Source organism: Mycolicibacterium hodleri (genome assembly GCF_025822245.1).
GTDB classification, from domain to species: Bacteria; Actinomycetota; Actinomycetes; order Mycobacteriales; family Mycobacteriaceae; genus Mycobacterium; species Mycobacterium hodleri.
In genome coordinates this window covers 69,205-84,794 of sequence record NZ_JACKTL010000043.1, presented here as the reverse complement: position 1 = coordinate 84,794, position 15,590 = coordinate 69,205, and the positions used below count along the sequence as shown (strand labels likewise).

15 protein-coding genes are annotated in these 15,590 nt (G+C 67.4%); 7 read left to right on the top strand and 8 right to left on the bottom strand.

The window, feature by feature from the left end:
- The first annotated feature begins 58 nt into the window (after positions 1 to 58).
- From H7J06_RS18735 to H7J06_RS32425, 3 genes are read left to right on the top strand one after another with little or no spacing between them, the layout of a single operon-like run.
- A complete protein-coding gene (locus tag H7J06_RS18735) occupies positions 59 to 1,162 on the top strand; it encodes a type III polyketide synthase (RefSeq protein ID WP_275079602.1) in 1,104 nt (367 codons plus the stop codon).
- Positions 1,163 to 1,173: 11 nt separating this feature from the next.
- Positions 1,174 to 1,677, top strand: coding sequence for an isoprenylcysteine carboxyl methyltransferase family protein (locus H7J06_RS18730; RefSeq protein ID WP_264040531.1), 504 nt, complete (start codon positions 1,174 to 1,176; stop codon positions 1,675 to 1,677).
- A gap of 58 nt (positions 1,678 to 1,735) precedes the next feature.
- Positions 1,736 to 2,026 (top strand): sigma factor-like helix-turn-helix DNA-binding protein, encoded by a 291-nt coding sequence (locus H7J06_RS32425; protein ID WP_308205806.1) that lies wholly within the window; start codon positions 1,736 to 1,738, stop codon positions 2,024 to 2,026.
- On the opposite strand, the gene H7J06_RS18720 is transcribed toward H7J06_RS32425, so the two are convergent.
- The 6 genes from H7J06_RS18720 to fabG all read right to left on the bottom strand — a co-directional run bounded on the left by H7J06_RS18720 (position 1,953) and on the right by fabG (position 7,728).
- Positions 1,953 to 3,044, bottom strand: coding sequence for a TIGR03857 family LLM class F420-dependent oxidoreductase (locus H7J06_RS18720; protein WP_264040530.1), 1,092 nt, complete (start codon positions 3,042 to 3,044; stop codon positions 1,953 to 1,955). The genes H7J06_RS32425 and H7J06_RS18720 overlap by 74 nt on opposite strands.
- A gap of 1 nt (position 3,045) precedes the next feature.
- Positions 3,046 to 3,807, bottom strand: coding sequence for a crotonase/enoyl-CoA hydratase family protein (locus H7J06_RS18715; RefSeq protein ID WP_264040528.1), 762 nt, complete (start codon positions 3,805 to 3,807; stop codon positions 3,046 to 3,048).
- Positions 3,808 to 3,892: 85 nt separating this feature from the next.
- Positions 3,893 to 4,597 (bottom strand): GntR family transcriptional regulator, encoded by a 705-nt coding sequence (locus H7J06_RS18710; RefSeq protein WP_264040527.1) that lies wholly within the window; start codon positions 4,595 to 4,597, stop codon positions 3,893 to 3,895.
- On the bottom strand, positions 4,581 to 5,777 hold the full coding sequence (locus H7J06_RS18705; protein WP_264040526.1) for an acyl-CoA dehydrogenase family protein: 1,197 nt from the start codon (positions 5,775 to 5,777) through the stop codon (positions 4,581 to 4,583). The genes H7J06_RS18710 and H7J06_RS18705 overlap by 17 nt, the downstream gene beginning before the upstream one ends.
- Positions 5,774 to 6,976, bottom strand: a complete 1,203-nt coding sequence (locus H7J06_RS18700; protein WP_264040850.1) for an acetyl-CoA C-acetyltransferase — start codon at positions 6,974 to 6,976, stop codon at positions 5,774 to 5,776. Before H7J06_RS18700 ends, H7J06_RS18705 begins: the two co-directional genes overlap by 4 nt.
- A gap of 11 nt (positions 6,977 to 6,987) precedes the next feature.
- Positions 6,988 to 7,728, bottom strand: coding sequence for a 3-oxoacyl-ACP reductase FabG (gene fabG, locus H7J06_RS18695; RefSeq protein WP_264040525.1), 741 nt, complete (start codon positions 7,726 to 7,728; stop codon positions 6,988 to 6,990).
- A 98-nt stretch (positions 7,729 to 7,826) separates the two neighbouring features.
- Here fabG and H7J06_RS18690 point away from each other — a divergent pair, with 98 nt between their 5' ends.
- A complete protein-coding gene (locus tag H7J06_RS18690) occupies positions 7,827 to 9,008 on the top strand; it encodes an acyl-CoA dehydrogenase family protein (protein ID WP_264040524.1) in 1,182 nt (393 codons plus the stop codon).
- Between the two features lie 14 nt (positions 9,009 to 9,022).
- On the opposite strand, the gene H7J06_RS18685 is transcribed toward H7J06_RS18690, so the two are convergent.
- Positions 9,023 to 9,475: a MaoC family dehydratase gene (locus tag H7J06_RS18685; protein WP_264040523.1), complete on the bottom strand. Its 453-nt coding sequence runs from the start codon at positions 9,473 to 9,475 to the stop codon at positions 9,023 to 9,025.
- A 375-nt stretch (positions 9,476 to 9,850) separates the two neighbouring features.
- Between H7J06_RS18685 and H7J06_RS18680 the strand changes: the two genes are divergently transcribed.
- The 3 genes from H7J06_RS18680 (at position 9,851) to H7J06_RS18670 (ending at position 14,596) form a co-directional block, all read left to right on the top strand.
- Positions 9,851 to 10,591, top strand: coding sequence for a hypothetical protein (locus H7J06_RS18680; RefSeq protein ID WP_264040522.1), 741 nt, complete (start codon positions 9,851 to 9,853; stop codon positions 10,589 to 10,591).
- Positions 10,588 to 12,735: an Rv1355c family protein gene (locus tag H7J06_RS18675; protein ID WP_264040521.1), complete on the top strand. Its 2,148-nt coding sequence runs from the start codon at positions 10,588 to 10,590 to the stop codon at positions 12,733 to 12,735. Before H7J06_RS18680 ends, H7J06_RS18675 begins: the two co-directional genes overlap by 4 nt.
- Before the next feature lie 67 nt (positions 12,736 to 12,802).
- Positions 12,803 to 14,596: a bifunctional diguanylate cyclase/phosphodiesterase gene (locus H7J06_RS18670; protein WP_264040849.1), complete on the top strand. Its 1,794-nt coding sequence runs from the start codon at positions 12,803 to 12,805 to the stop codon at positions 14,594 to 14,596.
- Here the strand turns inward: H7J06_RS18670 and H7J06_RS18665 are convergent.
- Positions 14,546 to 15,502, bottom strand: a complete 957-nt coding sequence (locus H7J06_RS18665; RefSeq protein ID WP_264040520.1) for an FAD-dependent oxidoreductase — start codon at positions 15,500 to 15,502, stop codon at positions 14,546 to 14,548. The two genes, H7J06_RS18670 and H7J06_RS18665, sit on opposite strands and share 51 nt — an antisense overlap.
- Positions 15,503 to 15,590 lie beyond the last annotated feature (88 nt).

Sequence of the window (15,590 nt, the reverse complement as noted above, 5' to 3'; positions counted from 1 at the left end):
GCTTCACAATGACCGCCGCCGTCGAACCGCCAGGTGCACCGGTTACGTGAAGACCGGTATGACCCACGAAACGCAATTTCAACCAAACCTCCTCGGCGTCAGCAGGATCGGCGCACCAACGATCGCGGGAACCGGAACCGCCTTCGGACCCCGTCGGTACGACCAGGACGACGTCGCGCGCGAACTCACCAAGGTCAACGGCCCGGAGTTCATGCGATTCGCCCGGACCAGCGGGGTGGATCACCGCAACCTCGCACTTCCCCTGTCCCGCTACCCGATGATGAGTGGCTTCACCGAGGCGAACGACGCGTACATCGACGTCGCCACGGAGTGGGGCGCCCAAGCGCTGAGCTCGGCACTCGACGCCGCGCACGTTTCACCCGACGAGGTCGACGCGATCGTGATGGTGTCGAGCACGGGGGTGGCGGTGCCGACGATCGACGCCCGGGTCGCCACCAGGGTCGGCCTGCGGCCCGACGTCAAGCGCATCCCGCTGTTCGGACTGGGCTGCGTGGCCGGCGCGGCGGGAATGGCGCGCGTCCACGACTACCTTCGTGGCTTCCCCGGTCACGTCGCCGCGTTGGTGTCGGTCGAGTTGTGTTCGCTGACGCTGCAGCACGACGACACCTCGATACCCGCTCTGATCGGGGTGTGCCTGTTCGGCGACGGCGCTGCGTCGGTGATCGCCCGCGGGGCGAACCGCACCCTCGACCACCCGACGGTCGCGTCGGGGCCCACGGTGCTGGCCACCAGGAGCCGGCTCATTCCCGACACCGTGGACGTCATGGGCTGGAACGTCGGCTCCGGCGGGTTCGGGCTGGTGTTGTCCAAGGACGTGCCCAAGATGGCCGACGACCATTTGCGCGGCGAGGTCGAACGCTTCCTCGCCGATCACGGACTGTCGGTCGACGACGTGTCCACGTGGATCTGCCATCCGGGCGGTCCGCGCGTGATCGAGGCCATCGAGCGGGCCGTCGGCATGCCGTCGGACGCCCTTGCCCACAGCTGGGATTCGATGCGGGAGCACGGCAACATCTCGTCGGCGTCGGTCCTGGACGTGCTGGGCCGCACCGTCGCCGCGCCGCCGCCGCGCGGTTCGCTGGGCGTGATGCTCGCAATGGGTCCCGGGTTCAGCTTCGAACTGCTGTTGCTGAGCTGGTAGGCGCGACGACCATGTACTACTACCTGTTCATTCTGGCGATCGCGTGCGAGCGGCTCGTCGAGCTGATCGTCTCCCGCCGCAACGCCGAGTGGTCACTGGCCCACGGTGGCCGTGAGTTCGGCCGCGGCCATTACCCGGTGATGACGACGATGCACGGACTGCTCCTGGTCGGGTGCGTGACGGAAGTGTGGGCGCTGCACCGGCCGTTCATTCCGTGGCTGGGCTGGCCCATGCTCCTGGTCGTCGTGTTGAGCACGATCACCCGCTGGTGGTGTGCCACCGTGCTGGGCAAGCACTGGAATCCCCGCGTCATCGTCATCCCCGGCGCTCCCCTGGTGCGCAGTGGCCCGTACCGATGGCTGCACCATCCCAATTACACGGCGGTGGTGGCCGAAGTGGCGGCGCTTCCCCTGGTGCACTCGGCGTGGGTGACCGCGATCGTCTTCACCGTGGCCAACGCCCTGGTGTTGAACACCAGAATCCGCATCGAGAACAAGGCTCTGGGTTATGCGTGACCGCAGCGGGGCGGCGTGAGACTCGGCAGGTGAGATCGGGCAATGGTGGCTAGCCCCCATGACGTGGCCGAGGTGGACGGGCACCCTGAGGGGTATGAACCTGCCTCGACGTTCGGTCCGCAGCGACCGCCTGGGGTCGACGGCCACTCGCCTACCCCTCGCCGAGGCGATGACGCTTCTACCGGCCGACGAGCGGGAAATCCTGTTCTGCGCGTCGTCGCTGAGCTGGTCGGTCGAGCGGATCGCCCGTGACTTCGGGCTACCGTCCGACGTCGTCAAACTGCGCCTACACGACGCCCTTCGGCGGCTCCTCGGCCACGTCCCCACGAACCCGCCCGGTACTCCGTGACGATCGGCTCGAGCTCGTCGGGTGTGGCGCCGTGCATGATCAGCGCGTCGGCGCCGTAGTCGAACTCCTTGCGGATCCGTTCGACGCATTGGCGGGCGGTCCCGGTGGCCGACGGCTCGAGCCATTCGTCGGGGATCAGCGTCGCGATGTGCTCGATCTGCTCCGCCGTCGCCTTGTGGTCGATTCCGCCGGGCACCGACGTCACGACTGAGTCTTCCCGAAAGCGTTGCAAGACAGCCGGATCCCATCCGTTGGTGGACACCAGCAGATCACCGTACCCCTGAAGATAGGTGGCCAGGCGCGCCACGGTCTTCTTCAGCCGCAGTTCTTCGGGGAGGTGATCGCCGACGGTGGCGAAGCAGGACCAGACCGTGACGGCGTCGGGGTCGCGGCCCGCTTGCTCCGCGGCGTCCTTGACGGTCTTCACGCTGCGTTGCAAGGTCTCCGGCGTGAAGTAGGTGTGCAGGATGACGTCGTCGAACGCCCGCCCGCCCAGCGCCAGCGTCTGCGGGCCGAAGGCCACCAGCCCCAGCCTGATGTCCTCGTCGAAGTCCGAATCGAGGAACAGCACCGGATACTTGCCGATCGGACCGTCGTGGTCGAGCACCACCTCGCCGTGCCACAGCTTGCGCATCACCTGCGCGAAGTCCTCCATCTGGGCGGTCGTCACGGCGGGCACCCCGAAGGCGTCGTACATCGCCGCGATGCCGCGACCGATGCCGAGGGTGAACCGTCCCCCGGACAACCGATGCATGGTGGTCGCCCACGAGCCGGTGATGAGCGGGTGGCGGGTGTTGTGATTGGTTGCCGCGGTGGCGATCCGCATGCGGTTGGTCACCGCGCAGGCGGCGCCGACCAGCGACGAGGCTTCCTTGACGTTCCACCGCTCGGAGATGAAAGCCGTTCCGAAGCCCAGTTCCTCACCGCGGCGAGCCTCGTCCATCAGCGCGGCCGGTCCCGAACCGCCGGCGCCCGCCAGCAGGTAGTAGCCCAGTTCGTCGAGAACCCGGTCGGCCACGCTATTCGCCGGTCCAGTTCGGCGCCCGCTTCTCGGCGAACGCCGTGGCACCCTCCATGGCGTCCTTCGAGGCGAACACCGGATTGATGAGTTCCCGCTGCTTGGACCACATCTCGTCGTCACTCCAGCCGGCCGACTTGACGATGACCTCCTTGGTCACCGCCACCGCGAGCGGGCCGTTCGCCGAGATGCGTTCGGCAAGCTCCAACGCCCCGTCGAGCGCCCCGCCGGGCTCGGTCAGGACGTTCACGAAACCCCACTGCGCGGCTTGCTCGGCGGTGAAGCTCTCGCCGGTCAGGGCGAGCTCGAGAGCCTTCTGATAGGGGATGCGGTGCGGCAGGCGCAGCAGACCGCCGCCCGCGGCGACCAACCCTCGCTTCACTTCCGGGATGCCGAACTTCGCATCCTTCGCCGCGACCACCAGATCGGTCGCCAGCACGATCTCGGTGCCACCGGCCAGCGCGTAGCCCTCGACGGCCGCGATCACCGGCTTGCGAGGAGGTCGCTCGGTGAAACCGATTCCCCGGCCTCGGATCGAGGGCACCTCGCCGGCCATGAATGCCTTGAGATCCATTCCCGCGCAGAAGGTTCCACCGGCACCCGTGACGATGGCCACCGACAATTCGGCCGTGTCGTCGAGTTCGTCCATCGCGTCGGCGAGGCCTTGGGCGACCGCCAGGTTGAAGGCGTTGCGCGCCTCGGGCCGGTTGATCGTGATGACGAGTGTGCGCGCTCGGCGCTCGGTCAGAACTTCGTCGGCCACGTTGCCCCTTTGTTCTCGAAGATGCGATTGACCCCGTCACTATAAGCACCTCGACGACGGCGTCGACCCCTTCCGACGACGTCGGTCAGGTGCCACTCCCTGCGGCGTCGGCGGCCACGATGACCCCGCGGTCGACGAGGTGCTCGGTCAGCGGCGCGACGCCGCCGATGAAGTGTTCGGCCATCGCGGCCCGCGCCGCGCCGACGTCCCGCCGCTCCAGTGCGGCGATGACGCGGCGATGATCGCTCGTCGACTGCTTCGGCCACCCGGACAGCGTGGGAAAGACCGACTCGGGCGCGTACCGGGTGATGGCGGACATGAACTGGGTCAGCTTGGGCGAATCACCGACCACGTTGACGAGCCGATGAAACTCGTGGTTGAGCCGCACCGTACGGTCCAGATCGTCGCCGCGATAAGCCCGTTCGAGTTCGTCCTGAATGGCCCGCAACTCGTCGAGCTGATCGTCGGTGACGAGCTCGGCCGCGCGCGCCGCCAGTTCGCCGCCGATGAAGGCCTGGACGTTGGCCACGTCGGCCATGTCGCGAGCCGTCAGCTCCACCACCATGAAACCCCGTCGCGGTCGCTGCACCAGCAGTCCTTCGGCGCAGAGATTGAGCAGGGCCTCGCGCACCGGCGTCACGCTGACGCCGAGATCGGCTGCGAGTTGGTCGAGCCTCAGATACCGACCCGCGCGAAGCGTGCCGTCGAAGATTCGCCGTCGGACGTAGCGCGCCACGTCCTCGGACAGTTGCGGCCGCGTCGCGAAGCGTGGTTCAGAGGTGGTACTCACGCAACAAGCTCTTGCTGATGATCGTCTTCTGAATTTCGCTGGTGCCCTCGCCGATCAAGAGAAAGGGCGCGTCGCGCATCAAGCGCTCCACTTCGTACTCCTTGGAGTACCCGTAGCCGCCGTGGATGCGGAAACTCTGCTCGGTGACCTCCGAACAGTATTCGCTGGCAAGGTATTTGGCCATTCCCGCCGCGACGTCGTTGCGCTGGCCCGAATCCTTCAGCCGTGCCGCGTTGACCATCATCAGATGCGCCGCCTCGACCTTGGTGGCCATCTCGGCCAGCTGGAACGCGACGGCCTGGTGCTCGGCGATGGGCTTGCCGAACGTGGTGCGCTGCTGGGCATAGCGGATCGCCAGTTCGAAGGCCCGCAGGCCCACCCCGCAGGCGCGGGCCGCCACGTTCACGCGGCCCACCTCGACTCCGTCCATCATCTGGAAGAAGCCCCGTCCGGGTAACTCACCGAGTACGTCCGCGGCGTCGGCGTGATAGCCGTCGAAGATCAGCTCGGTGGTGTCGATGCCCTTGTAGCCCAGCTTCTCGAGCTTGCCGGGAATGGTCAGGCCCGGAAGCACCTCGCCGAAGCCCGCCGGCTTCTCGATCAGGAAGGCGGTGAGGTTGCGATGCGGCTTGTCGGCGCCCTCGTCGGTCTTCACCAGTGCCGCAACGAGTGTGGAGCTGCCACCGTTGGTCAGCCACATCTTCTGACCGGTCACCGTGTAGCCGCCGTCGGCGTCGCGGACACCCCGGGTTCGAATCGCCGCGACGTCGGATCCCAGCTCCGGCTCGGACATCGAGAACGCCCCGCGCACCTCCCCCGTCGCCATCCGCGGCAGGAAGCGCCGCTTCTGCTCGTCGGTGCCATGTTGGCGGATCATGTAGGCGACGATGAAGTGCGTGTTCACGACGCCGGACACGCTCATCCAGCCGCGCGCCAGCTCCTCGACGCACAGTGCATAGGTCAGCAGCGACTCGCCGAGACCGCCGAACTCTGGCGGAATCATCAACCCGAACAGGCCCATCTGGGCCATCTCGTCGACGATTGCCTGCGGGTAGGCGTCGGCATGTTCGAGCTCCGCAGCGGTGGGGATGACCACCCGGTCCACGAATTCGCGGACCGCCGCGACGATGTCGACTTGGACGTCGGTGAGTCCTGCCGTCTGCGCAAGCCGTGTCGTCATGCCGGAATCCTCTCGAATACCGCGGCCAGGCCCTGGCCGCCACCGATGCACATCGTCTCGAGCCCGTATCGAACCTCGCGCCGGTGCATTTCGCGGGCAAGCGTGGCGAGCATGCGCCCTCCGGTCGCCCCGACCGGATGACCAAGGGAGATGCCGGATCCCGCGACGTTGGTGCGTTCGCGATCCGCGGCGGTGAACTTCCACTCCCGCATCACTGCCAGCGCCTGCGCGGCGAACGCCTCGTTCAACTCGACGAGGTCGACGTCGGCGAGGGTGAGCTCCGCCCTCGCCAGGGCGATCGCCGTCGCGGGCACCGGGCCGATGCCCATGAGCTTGGGCGGCACTCCCGCGACGCCCCAGGACACCAGCCGAACCAGCGGCGTCAGCCCCAGCTCGGCGGCCTTCGCGGCGGTCGTGACGATGCACGCCGACGCCGCGTCGTTCTGCCCGCTGGCGTTGCCCGCAGTCACGGTCGACTCCGGATCCCGCGCGGCCAGTACGGGTTTCAACCTGCTCAGCGACTCCACCGAGGCATCGGCTCGCGGATGCTCGTCGGTGTCCACCGTCTGACCGCCGACGGTGACCGGGACGACCTGCTCGGCCGTGCGGCCGTCGCGCTGCGCCGCCACGGCTCGTCTGTGCGAGGTCACGGCCAACTCGTCCTGCTCGTCGCGGCCGATTCCGTACTGCCTGCGCAGATTCTCGGCGGTCTCGATCATGCCTCCGGGCACCGGGTGGTCACGGCCGCCGGCGGTGGTCCGGCCCCGGGTGAGGGCGTCGTGCACGGTCACTCCGCCGCGGGCGCCACCCCACCGCATGTCGGTCGAGTGAAACACGACGTTGCTCATGGACTCCGCACCGCCGGCGACGACGAGGTCGTTCTGCCCGGTCGCCACCTGCAGGCAGGCTTGGACCACCGCCTGTAGGCCCGATCCACAGCGGCGGTCGACCTGCATGCCGGGCACCGTCACCGGAAGGCCGGCGTCGAGGGCGACGACGCGCCCGATCGCCGGTGCCTCCATGCTCGGGTAGCAGTGCCCGAGGATGACGTCCTCGACCGCGTCGGGCGCCACCCCCGTCCGCGTGAGCAGCCCACGCAGTGCCGCGACGCCGAGGTCGACCGCGGTGAGCGACCGCAACGTGCCGCCGTAGCGCCCGATCGGCGTTCGGACGGGCTCGCAGATCACGGCCTGGCTCACCGGAGAGGACATCAAATGTGCCTGCCCCCGGTCACTTCGAGCACGGTGCCGGTCATGTACGACGACAGATCCGAGGCGAGGAAGAGCGCGACGTTGGCGACCTCGGCGGGTTCACCGGCCCGCGCCATCGGTATCTCGGCCAGCTTTGCGTCCCAGATGCGTTGCGGCATGGCTTCGGTCATCGCCGAACGGATCAGGCCCGGCGCAATCGCGTTGACTCGGACGCCGAGGTGCGCGACCTCCTTGGCGGCGGCCTTGGTCAAACCGACGATGCCGGCCTTGGCCGCCGAGTAGTTCGTCTGGCCGACCAAACCCACCTTGCCGGAAATGGACGAGAGGTTGACGATGGCGCCACTCTTGTTCTCCCGCATGACGTCTGCGGCCTTGCGCGTGCCGTTCCAGGTGCCCTTCAGGTGTACCGAGATCACCTGGTCGAACTGCTCCTCGGTCATCTTGCGCATCGTCGCGTCCCGGGTGATGCCTGCGTTGTTGACCATGACGTCCAGACCGCCGAAACGGTCGACGGCGGTGCGGATCAGGGCCTCGACCTCGTCGGCGTCGGTGACGTCGCACCGCACCGCGGCGGCGACGTCGTGGCCGCCCAGCCGTTCCACGGCGGCCTCGGTCGCCGCGGGGTCGAGGTCACCGAGCACCACTCGTGCGCCCTCGGCGACGAAGCGCTCGGCGATGGCGAAGCCGATTCCCTGGGCGCCGCCGGTGACCACGGCGGTCCGTCCGTCAAGCAATGGCATTCGATGCCCGTCCTCTCGTGACCCGATGAAGTATCGAACATAAAATATGATATTCGTTGAAGCCAGTGCACACCGCCCCGTCAGGAGAAGACGACGCAATGGCAGATTTGGCGATTCAGGCCGAGGTGGGCGACGGGGACTTCCGGGACGTCCTCGGCGCGACTCGCGAATTCGTCCGCACGGTCGTGATGCCACGCGAGGTCGAGATCATGACCGCCGACCGGATCCCCGACGACATCCGCGAGCAGGCGAAGGCCATGGGGCTCTTCGGGTATGCCATCCCTCAAGAATGGGGCGGCCTGGGTCTGAACATCGCCCAAGACGTCGAGATGGCGATGGAGTTCGGCTACACCACCCTGGCCGTGCGGTCGATGTTCGGGACCAACAACGGCATCGCCGGGCAAGTGCTCGTCGGCTTCGGCACCGACGAACAGAAGGCACGCTGGCTCGGCGACATCGCCTCCGGTGACGTGGTCGCGTCCTTCGCCCTGACGGAGCCGGGTGCAGGATCGAACCCGGCGGGCTTGCGTACCAAGGCCGTTCGCGACGGTGACGAATGGGTGATCACCGGGCGCAAGCAATACATCACCAACGCCCCCACCGCCAACCTGTTCCTCGTGTTCGCCCGCACCCGCCCCGCCGACGACGACGGCCCCGGTATCGCCGTGTTCCTGGTACCCGCCGACGCGGCAGGCGTCGAGGTCGGCACCAAGGACGCCAAGATGGGTCAGGAGGGGGCCTGGACTTCCGACGTCCTCCTCGACGAGGTGCGAGTCGGTGACGACGCACTCGTCGGTGGCGCGGTCGACGTGGGCTATCGAGCGGCCATGACCTCCCTGGCGCGCGGTCGCATCCACATCGCAGCGCTCTCGGTCGGCACCGCCCAACGCGCCCTCGACGAATCGGTGTCCTACGCCGCCACCGCAACTCAGGGCGGGACGCCGATTGGGACGTTCCAGCTCGTGCAGGCGATGATCGCCGACATGCAGACCGGGACCATGGCGGGACGTGCCCTCGTGCGCGACGCCGCCAGAATGTGGCTCGCCGACGAAGACCGCAGAATCGCCCCGTCGGCGGCCAAGCTGTTCTGCACCGAGATGGTGGGCAAGGTGGCCGATCTCGCGGTCCAGGTACACGGCGGCGCGGGCTACATGCGCGACGTCCCGGTGGAACGGATCTATCGAGACGTCCGGTTGTTGCGACTCTACGAGGGCACCAGCGAGATCCAGCGCCTCATCATCGGCGGCGGGCTGGTCAAGGCCGCACGGCGGACCACGTAGAACCCCGCAACACCTCAGCCGATGTAGCGCACGATCGACTCCGCGACGGCGGCCGGCTTGGCGGAATCCTCGATCTCGACGGTGATCGTCGTGGTGGCCTGCACGGCCCCCTCGAGTTGATCCACGGCCGTGATCTCACCGCGTGCGCGAATCTTCGCGCCCACCTTGACCGGAGTGATGAATCTCACTTTGTTGTACCCGTAATTCACCGCGAGCTTGACGTTGTCGACCCGGTAGAGCTGCTGAGAGAAGTGCGGCAGTAGCGAGAGCGTGAGCAGACCGTGGGCGATCGTCGCACCGAACGGTCCGCCCTTCGCCCGCTCGGGGTCCACGTGGATCCACTGGTGATCGTCGGTGGCCTCGGCGAACAGGTTGACCCGATCTTGGTCGACCAGCAACCACTCGGTGGGTCCGAATTGACTTCCGCGAGCCGCCGCAAACTCCGTCAGATCTTGAAATACCTTCACGCTTTTCTCCTCTCACCGGGGCCATTCCGGGAAACCGTGGCCCCATTGCCTGTCACGTTCTACCTGATCACAACACAATGGCAAAGATACGCAGATAGTTGCCCAGAATTGACCAGCAATTCGATCCAATCGACACCACGCACCCATGGCCTGCGCAGACGTCAATATTGGGTTTTGCCGTAATACGGGTGTCCTTAGCCGGACGTTTTGCCAGCTAGGCATCGCCCAGACCGCCGTCAGAAAACTTTTGAAACCTAGCTGGGATGAAGTCGTCACGAGACCGATACTTATTTGGAGTTTCCCGAAAAACCCCCAGTAAGAACCGCGGCCGGCGACGAATTCGTCAACGTCGATCGCTCTACGAATGAGGTCGAAATGCACCCCCAACCGCTCGAATTCGGAATCACGGCCGACTGCGGACTCACCGACAACATCAGTTGGTGGGACTCCGACGCCGAAGCCACGATCGTGCTGTCGCGACCGGATACCGATCGTGAGTTGTGGAACGAGTTCCTTCGCGGCGCCGTCGAGAGCTACCGACGCCACGGCGTCGAGCGCGCGATCGACGTCGGCGCCGTGAGGGAGGGAGCCGACACCGCGATGTTCTGGGCGACCCTCGACTCGACGGGTCGGGTGATCGGCGGTCTGCGGGCCAAGGGACCTTTGCTGTCGGCCGACGACTCCCACGCCACGGTGGAATGGGCCGGGCAGCCGGGACTTGCCGCCGTGCGCAAGATGATCGACGACCGCGTTCCCTTCGGTGTTCTCGAGATGAAGACCGCGTGGACCACCGACGACCGCGACAAGGCGCGACGCATCTCCACGGCATTGGCCCGCACGCCGTTCCACGCCATGACGTTGCTGGAGATCCAGTTCTGCATGGCGACGTCCGCCCCGCACATCCTGGAGCGGTGGCGCACCTCCGGAGCCGTGGTGGCGCCCATACCCGCGACACCGTACCCGGACGAGAGGTACCGTACGAAGATGATGTGGTACGACCGGAGAACCTTCGCCAATCATGCTGCCTCCGATCAGATTCCGAAGATCCTACGCGAGATGAGTACCGTGTCGGCTCAGGCCGGGGCCCACGTGGCGGCCCGCGCGGCCGGCCAGTGACGGACGCCGACGTCACCTCCCCGGGTGTCGCCCACGTCCTGGATGCCACGCGAGACGCCGACGCCCGCCTGTTGGAGAGGCTGCGCGCCGACCCGACGGTGGAGTTCGTCGACTCCTGGGAGGACCAGAGCGCCTCGCTGCGCCGGCTTCGTCCGCCGCCGGATGCCGAAATCCTCGCCGAGGCACCCCGCTTCGTCTACTACCCGTGGCGTCGCGCCGTGGTGAAGACCCTCGGCCCTCGGTCGTTCCGTCGGCTCCGGCTGGATCGCAACCGGAACCTGATCACCTCCGAGGAGCAGGATCGCTTGGGCCACTTGGTGGTCGGCGTCGTGGGACTCAGTGCTGGTCACGTCATCGCCCACACCCTGGCCATGCAGGGTCTGTGCGGCGAGATGCGACTCGCCGACTTCGACGACCTCGAGCTGTCGAATCTCAATCGCGTTCCGGCCAGCCTGTTCGACCTCGGCGTGAACAAGACCGTCGTCGCGGCGCGCAGGATTGCGGAGCTGGACCCGTATCTCGTGGTGCGCACCGCACGCGAGGGGGTCACCGCCGACAACCTCGACGAGTTCCTCGACGGACTCGACGTGGTGGTCGAGGAATGTGACTCGCTGGACCTGAAGGTCGGCATCCGGCACGCCGCGAGGGCCCGGCGACTGCCCGTCCTGATGGCGACCAGCGATCGGGGCCTGGTCGACGTCGAACGTTTCGACCTCGAACCCGACCGACCGATCTTCCACGGGCTTCTGGGCGACGTCGCCGCAGAGACGCTGACGGGCTTGAGCTCTCACGACAAGGTTCCGTACGTGCTCCGACTCATCGAGGTCGGGGGACTGTCGGCACGCGCCGCCGCGTCGCTGCTGGAGGTGGGTCACGCCGTCGCCACCTGGCCGCAGGTCGCAGGTGACGTGACCCTTGGCGCGGGTCCGATCGCCGAGGCCGTGCGCAGAATCGGCCTGGACGAACCACTTTCGTCGGGACGGGTTCGCCTGGATGCGTCCGCCGCCCTCGACGAGTTGACCAAGCCGTCGCCACCGACGGTCCCGGCTCGCGAATCGGAGCGAACTGCAACGGGTTCCGAACCCGGCGGTAACGTGGTCACGTCGGTGCTCACCGCGGCGTCGCGAGCACCGTCGGGCGGCAACGTCCAGCCGTGGACCATGCACGCGACCCAGGACGGCGTCACCATCCGCCTCGATCCCCAGCGGACGTCGACCATTGACGTCGGCATGCGGGGCAGCGCGGTAGCCGTTGGTGCCGCGGCCTACAACGCACGGGTGGCCGCGGCCGCGCACGGCGTCGCGAGTGACGTTCATTACACGACGACCGCCCCCGACACCCCGCTTCTGGCTCGAATCCGATTGACGCAGGGCCACTCCCCCGCCCCGACGGCGACGTACGAAGCGATGTGGCGTCGCGAGACCAACCGCGTCCGCGGCACGGGAGAGCCGTTGCCCGCGCACGTCGTGGAGAAGTTGGTGGAGAGCGCGCGAAGCGAGGGCGCCCGGCTGCGGGTCGTCGAGTCCCGCGCCGAGATCGACGAGATTGCCGACGTCTTCGCCGCCGCCGACCGGATTCGATACCTGACCTCACGACTTCACCAGGAAATGGTCTCCGAGCTGAGGTGGCCGGGTGACGCAGATCCCGACACCGGCATCGACGTGTCGAGCCTTGAATTGGGACCCCGGGGTGACGTAGCGCTGGAGATCGTGCGGCGGTCCGACGTGATGGCCGAGCTCTCCGACTGGGACGCCGGTGCCGTCCTCGGCGACGACACGGCGGCAGGCCTGCGGGCGAGTTCGGCAGTGGCGGTCATTTTCGTGCGCGGTCACGAGCTCGACGACTTCGCGCGGGGCGGCTCGGCCGTGGAAGCGACGTGGATTGTGGCCCAGGAACTCGGGCTGGCGGTCCAGCCGATTTCGCCACCGTTCCTCTATGCGACGAACGACCAAGAGCTGCAAGAGGTCTCACCGCGACACGCCCGGGACCTGGCGACGTTGCAGGCCCGGTTCCGCGCCGTGCTGGACACCGGTGACGAGGCCGGGGAATCGTTGGTTCTGGTGCTGCGACTGTCGATCGCGGGATCCGCGACGGTCCGGAGCCGCCGGCGCTCCATCGATATCGACGGAGCACAGCTACCCTAATCCAGTGTCCGCCGAAAGTACGCCCCTGAGCCTGGAACGGCTGGTGACGACGGTCGCCGTCCGGCTCATGGCGGCCAACGCGGCGACCTCGCCGTTGGTGTCTCAGGAAGTGCTCGGCGTCCTGGTCGAATACTTCGACGTCGACTTCAGTTTTCTGCGTTACAACGACCACTCGATTCGGGCGTCGATCCTGATCGCCGAGTGGCCCGTTCGGCCCGACGTACCGGATCCGGACCCGTTGCGGGTCGTGTACTACAAGGACGCCGATCCGGTGTTCGCCTTGGCGGAGTTCGTCAAGACGCCCATGGTCTTCCGCCCCGAGGACGAGGACTACCAGAAGCGGATCGAGGAAGGGCGCAACATCCCCCAGACCTCGATGGCCGCCGCCCCCCTGACCTCCGGTGACGTCACCACCGGTGTCCTGGGGTTCGTGAAGGTCGGCGATCGCGAGTGGAAGCCCGCCGAGCTCAACGCTCTGGAGGCGATCGCCTCGCTGTTCGCGCAGGTGCAAGCCCGGGTGCAGGCCGAAGAGCGCCTTCGGTATCTGGCCGACCACGACGACCTCACGGGCCTCCACAATCGGCGGGCTCTGATCGATCATCTCGAGACCCGGCTCGCCGAAGGCCAACCTGGACCGGTCTCGGCCCTGTACCTGGACCTCGACCGGCTCAAGACCATCAACGACTACCTGGGCCACAACGTCGGCGACTGGTTCATCCGGGTCATCGCGGAGCGGCTACAGCGCGGCGTCGACGATGCCGGTGTGATCGCGCGCCTCGGCGGCGACGAGTTCGTCGTCATACTCTCCTCGCCGATGTCCGCGTCAGAGGCCGAGAAGCTCGCCAACCGGTTGCTGACGATCGTCGGCGAACGCGTCCCGGTGGACGGCGAGATGCTCACCAGAACCGTGAGCATCGGCGTCGCGCTCGGCACCCCGGGGCGGGACTCCACGTCGGATCTGCTGCGCCGGGCCGACCAGGCGGTACTCGAGGCCAAGGCAGCGGGCGGGAACCAGGTCGCGGTGTTCTCAGACGAGATGTCGCTGCGGACCGACTATCGCAACGACATCGAACTCCACCTGCGGGAGGTGATCGAGAACGGTGCGCTGTTCCTCCAATACCTCCCCGAGATCGACATGCGCACCGGCGAGATCCTCGCGACCGAGGCGTTGGTGCGGTGGAACCACCCCACCCGTGGCTTGTTGTCCCCGGCGGTCTTCATCTCCGTCGCCGAGTCGATCAACCTGGCCGGCGACCTGGGTCGTTGGGTTCTGCGAACCGCGTGCGAGGAATTTGCCCGCTGGCGTGCGCGCGGCGTCGCCGACGGGATCGTCCTGCGGGTGAACGTCTCACCGGTGCAGCTGGTCACCGACGGGTTCGTGGAGACCGTCGCCGCCGTGATGCGCGAATTCGGTCTCGATCCCGGTTCGGTGTGCCTGGAGATCACGGAGAGCGTGGTGGTCCAAGACATGGAGGCGACCAGCATCACGCTGGCGGGCCTTCGCGACGTCGGCGTCAAGGTGGCGATCGACGACTTCGGCACCGGGTTCAGCGTGTTGTCTCACCTGAAGTCGTTACCCGTGGACGTGCTGAAGATCGACCGCAGCTTCGTCGCCGAACTGGGCGAGAATCCCGACGACCTCGCCATCGTTCGTGCGGTGATCGCACTGGCGGAGGCCTTCGAACTGGAGCTGGTCGCCGAGGGCGTGGAGACCGTGATCGCCGCCAGAACCCTGTTGCATCACGGTTGTCACCGTGCGCAGGGGTTCCTTCTCTCGCGTCCGCTCGCGGGCGACGAGATGGCCGCTCTGTTAGCCAAGGGCCGGGTACCCGTGCACTTTTCCGCAGCGCCATCCCTCTAGGCTCTGCTGCCTCGCGTCGTGCAAGCCTTCCCGCACCTGACTACGGGAACCGGTGCACGTCGGGCGTGACGGTGTCGCGGGTTCGGTGGCCATCAGCTCGACGCGGCTGAACCGGCTCGCGGTCCGGCCGACGATGCAGACCTGCAGTCGGTCGCCCGGCGCGCTGGTGTAGTCGCCGAGGTCCACGTCCTGCTCGCCTGGGGCGAAGGTGACACCCGCCCGCGTCCGGACCGCGAAGGGGCCGTCGGGGGTGGTCAGGACGACACCGGCGATGACGCCTTCCTCGAACACGATCCGCTCGAGCGTGCTGTCGGTCTCCACCTCGATGTCACGCTCCCGCGCCTGCGTCGCGATCCACTGGCGAAGGGCGCCCTGGCCGAGGCCGTCGGTCCACTCGATCGTGCCGATGGACAGCGCCTCGATGGATTCGCCGGTGGCCGACTTCATGGGCGTCGAGCGCCAATCCTGCATGCTCGTGTAGAGCAGTCCATAGGGCGACGCGATGCACTGCGCGGCCCATCCCGCCAGGCGGGCCCCGAAGAAGGTCTCGACCTGCCGACCGAAGGCTTCCTCCCGCGACAGGTTGCGCGCGCTGCGCTGCGGGACCGAGCCGTCGCCCGCGTCGACCGGCACGTCCAGCACGCAGTCGGCGACCGCGTCGAAGTATTCGTTGGTCTCGAGGTCCAGGGTGTCGTGGACCAGCCACCCGTGCCTGGCGCCGACCCGCTCACGCAGTGCGCCGGAGGTCGAGTCGCCACGACCGCCGAAGCCGACGGGTACGGCTGACACGGGTGAAATCGCGGCGGCCACCAAGACCTCACCGCCGGCGTCGACCACTGCGATCGCGTTGGCGAGGCCGCCAAGGCCCGCGCCGATGACCACAACGTCGACTTCGGTGTCCCACATAGGCGTTACGTACTCCGTGATAGCTGGTCTGCTGACTGATGGCGTGCCACGCCTGGCCGGACGAGTTCGGCTCGAGCACCGGACGCGG